The sequence below is a fragment of the Sphingopyxis sp. genome, assembly GCF_016463645.1.
In the GTDB taxonomy this organism is placed as follows: Bacteria; Pseudomonadota; Alphaproteobacteria; order Sphingomonadales; family Sphingomonadaceae; genus Sphingopyxis.
Window position 1 is genome coordinate 1 of the sequence record NZ_JAEMQX010000212.1, and the last position, 3636, is coordinate 3636.

Annotated in this window: 4 protein-coding genes; 3 read left to right on the forward strand and 1 reads right to left on the reverse strand. The window is 67.7% G+C overall.

The window, feature by feature from the left end; genetic code table 11:
• Positions 1-142 precede the first annotated feature (142 nt).
• The 3 genes from JHC57_RS21600 (at position 143) to JHC57_RS21610 (ending at position 2368) form a co-directional block, all read left to right on the forward strand.
• Positions 143-559, forward strand: a complete 417-nt coding sequence (locus JHC57_RS21600) for a PaaI family thioesterase (protein WP_294032638.1) — start codon at positions 143-145, stop codon at positions 557-559.
• A complete protein-coding gene (locus tag JHC57_RS21605) occupies positions 556-1665 on the forward strand; it encodes an HlyD family secretion protein (protein ID WP_294032639.1) in 1110 nt (369 codons plus the stop codon). Before JHC57_RS21600 ends, JHC57_RS21605 begins: the two co-directional genes overlap by 4 nt.
• Before the next feature lie 118 nt (positions 1666-1783).
• Positions 1784-2368, forward strand: coding sequence for a septation protein IspZ (locus tag JHC57_RS21610; RefSeq protein WP_294032640.1), 585 nt, complete (start codon positions 1784-1786; stop codon positions 2366-2368).
• Position 2369: 1 nt separating this feature from the next.
• On the opposite strand, the gene JHC57_RS21615 is transcribed toward JHC57_RS21610, so the two are convergent.
• On the reverse strand, positions 2370-3617 hold the full coding sequence (locus JHC57_RS21615; protein WP_294032641.1) for an aspartate kinase: 1248 nt from the start codon (positions 3615-3617) through the stop codon (positions 2370-2372).
• Positions 3618-3636 lie beyond the last annotated feature (19 nt).

A 3636-nucleotide genomic window follows, 5' to 3' on the forward strand; every position in this document is an offset into this window, starting at 1 on the left:
ATGCCGAGGCCCATGCGCTGCTCGCGCAGCTCGTCGGCGGCGTGGCGCTCGCGCGCGCGGTCGGCGATCCGGCGCTGTCCGACGCGCTGCTCGCCGATACGCACGCCAGCATCGTCCGTCGCTACGGGCTGGAGACGGCGCAATGACGCTGGCGAAGGTGCAGGGGCTGATCGCTTCGGGCGGGCGCCCGCCGATCGGCGAGACGCTGGGCTTCCAGCTCGTCGAATGCGGCGACGGCGTCGCGATCTTCGAGGGTGTGCCGGGCCCCGAGCATTACAACCCGATGGGCACGGTCCATGGCGGCTATGCCGCGACGTTGCTCGATTCGGCCTGCGGCATCGCGGTGGTGACGCGGCTCGCCGATGATCAGGCGATGACGACGCTCGAACTCAAGACGTCATACCTCAAGGCGATGACGGAAAAGACCGGCAAGGTCCGCGCCGAGGGGCGGGTGATCTCGATGGGCCGCCGCGTCGCCTATGTCGAGGCGAAGCTGACCGATGCGGCGGGGGTGCTCTATGCGACCGCGACTTCGACGCTGCTGGTGATCCAGCAATGAACGCGCCCGTGGCGATCGAGGCCGAAGCGCCGGTGCGCCGCGATCTGGCGCTGCCGAAAAAGGCGTGGAAGATCGGACTGGTGGCGCTCACCGTGGCTTTGCTCGGCATATGGTGGATCGTGTCGCCGCGGAGCGCGGAGTCGACCGACAATGCCTATCTGCAGGCCGATGCGAGCGAAGTCGCGCCGCGCGTCGGCGGGCTCGTCACCGCGGTGCTGGTGAAGGACAATCAGGCGGTGAAGGCGGGCGATCCGCTCGTCCGCATCGATGTGCGCGACTATGACTCGCGGCTGATGGCGGCGGAGGCCGCTGTGGCCGATGCCGATGCGCAGGTCGCCACCGCGCGCGCGACGCTCGCTTCGCTTGGCGCCGAGCAGAAACTCGCGGCGGCGCAGATCCGTTCGGTGAACACGCAGATCGCCGCCGCCGATGCCGAATATGCGCGCGCGGCCGAGGACCGGCGGCGCTACGATGCGCTGCTCGTCGATGGTTTCGTGACCAAACGCGATGCCGAGCAGGTGTCGGCGACCGCAGTCGGCGCGGCGTCGGCGGCGCAGCGCTCGCGCGCCGACCTTGGGGCGAGCGTCGAGGCGGCGGCGGTGACGCGCGCCAGGGGACCGATCCTCGCGGCGCAGGTCAGGGCGGCCGAAGCCGAGGCGGCGAAGGCGCGCGCTGCACTCGCGCTCGCGAAGCTCGACCGCGGGCATACGCTGGTGGTGGCGCCGATCGACGGGGTCGTGGGCAACCGACGCATCCAGGTCGGCGACTATGTCCAGCCGGGGTCGCGGCTGCTGTCGGTGGTGCCGGTGAAGTCGATCTATGTCGTCGCCAATTTCAAGGAAACGCAGACGCGCGAAATGCGCCCGGGGCAGGAAGCCGATGTCTATGTCGATGCGCTGGGTGAGACGCTGCACGGCACGGTCGAAAGCCTCGCGCCCGGGTCGGGGAGCGAATTCACGCTGCTGCCCTTCGAGCCGGGATCGGGCAATTTCACCAAGATCGTCCAGCGCGTCGGCGTGCGCATCCGGCTCGATCCGGGGCAGGCCGCGCTCGCGGCGTTGCGCCCCGGGCTGTCGGTGACGGCGAAAGTGCGGCTGCGCAGTTGAGCGCCGCGCAGGCGCGCTTCGCCGCATTCAATGTTAACAGTGTAAATTTTCTCTTGACCTCGACCGCATCCGCGATCAATGTTTACGTCGATAACATTGAGTCGGAAAGGACAGGCGGATGAAAACCTTGCTCTATGCCATCGGACCGATGCTGTTCGATTCGCTCGGCGTGCTCGTCTTCGCGGCGCTGCTCGTCGCCGGCGCGGGGATCGTTCCCGCAACGATCGCGGGCACCGTCGTCGCGCTGGGCGTCGTCGGCCATGAGCTCGCGCGCGGCAAGAAGGTCGCGGCGCTGCAATGGATCAGCCTCGCTTCGGTGCTCTTCACCGCGGCGGCGACGCTGTTCACGGGCGATCCGCGCTTCGTGATGGCGAAGCCGACGATCGTCTATCTGATCGTCGGCGGCGTGATGCTGCGCAAGGGCTGGCTGAGCCGCTATATCCCGCCCGAGCAACTCGCGATCGTCGGCGACGTCATGGACCGTTTCGGGATGATCTGGGCGGCGCTGATGTTTACGAGCGCCGCGCTCAACCTCGTCATCGCGCTCTTCTTCACGGCCTGGTGGCCGCTGTTCATCGGGATTTTCCCGCTGGCGTCGAAATTCGGCCTGTTCGCGATCCACATCGCGGTCGTGCATGTCGTCACGCAGGCACGGCTGCGCCGCCGCGCGGGCGGCGAACTGCAACCGCTCGCCGCCGAATAGCCTATTCGGCGTCGAGCCCGTAGGCGGTGTGGAGGACGCGCACCGCGAGTTCGGTCTCGTCCTCGTCGATCAGCACACTGACCTTGATCTCGCTGGTCGAGATCGCCTGGATGTTGATGCCGCGGTCGGCCAGCGCGCGGAACATCGTGCTCGCGACCCCCGCGTGGCTCTTCATGCCGACGCCGACGACGCTGATCTTCGCGACCTTGTCGTCGCTGATGATGCGGTTGAAACCGATCCTGTCCTTCGCGCTTTCGAGCAGGTCGATCGAGCGGAGGAGGTCGGTGGCAGGAACGGTGAAGGTCACGTCGGTCTCGCCCTTTTCGCGGCCGACATTCTGGATGATCATGTCGACGTTGATCCCGGCCGCGGCGAGCGGACCGAAGATGTTCGCGACCGCGCCCGGCTTGTCGGGCACGCGCGTGACGATGATCTTCGCTTCATTCTTGTCGTGGGCGATGCCGGTGATCAGCTGCCGTTCCATCTGATGTTCCTCTATTTCCTCGTCGCTGACGATCATCGTGCCTTTTGCGGGAGCCTCGTCGCCCTCGACGAAGCTGGAGAGCACCTGCACGCGCACGCCCATCTTCATCGCGAGCCCGACCGAGCGGGTCTGGAGCACCTTGGCGCCGACGCTCGCGAGTTCGAGCATTTCCTCATAGGTGACATAGTCGAGCTTGCGCGCGCGCGCGACGATGCGGGGGTCGGTCGTGTAGACACCGTCGACGTCGGTGTAGATGTCGCAGCGATCGGCCTTGACCGCCGCCGCCACGGCAACGGCGCTGGTATCCGACCCGCCGCGGCCGAGCGTCGCGACGCGGCCGTCGTCCATCATGCCCTGAAAGCCGGGGATGACGGCGACTTCGCCCTTGGCCATCGCGGCGGTCAGCGCGCCGGTGTCGATGTCGATGATGCGTGCGCGGGCGTGCGCCTCCTCGGTGCGGATCGGGAGCTGCCAGCCGAGCCAGCTTCGCGCGGGAACGCCCATCGCCTGCAGGGTGAGCGCCAGGAGGCCCGACGTCACCTGTTCGCCCGCCGCGACGACGACGTCATATTCGGCGGGGTCGTAGCGCGGGTTCGCCTCGCGGCAGAAATTGACGAGCCGGTCGGTCTCGCCCGCCATCGCGGAGACGACGACCGCGACCTCGTTGCCCTGTCCGACTTCGCGCGCGACGAGTTTCGCCACGGTGCGAATCCGCTCGGTGCCCGCCATCGACGTGCCCCCGAATTTCATCACGATCCGCGCCATGTCGCCCCGCTTTCCTGAA

What these genes read in the sequence shown, in the direction of transcription:
- JHC57_RS21605 (WP_294032639.1), top strand. Translation starts at nt 556, where the DNA reads ATGAACGCGCCCGTGGCGATCGAGGCCGAAGCGCCGGTGCGCCGCGAT.
- JHC57_RS21615 (WP_294032641.1), bottom strand. Translation starts at nt 3,617, where the DNA reads ATGGCGCGGATCGTGATGAAATTCGGGGGCACGTCGATGGCGGGCACC.
- JHC57_RS21610 (WP_294032640.1), top strand. Translation starts at nt 1,784, where the DNA reads ATGAAAACCTTGCTCTATGCCATCGGACCGATGCTGTTCGATTCGCTC.
- JHC57_RS21600 (WP_294032638.1), top strand. Translation starts at nt 143, where the DNA reads ATGACGCTGGCGAAGGTGCAGGGGCTGATCGCTTCGGGCGGGCGCCCG.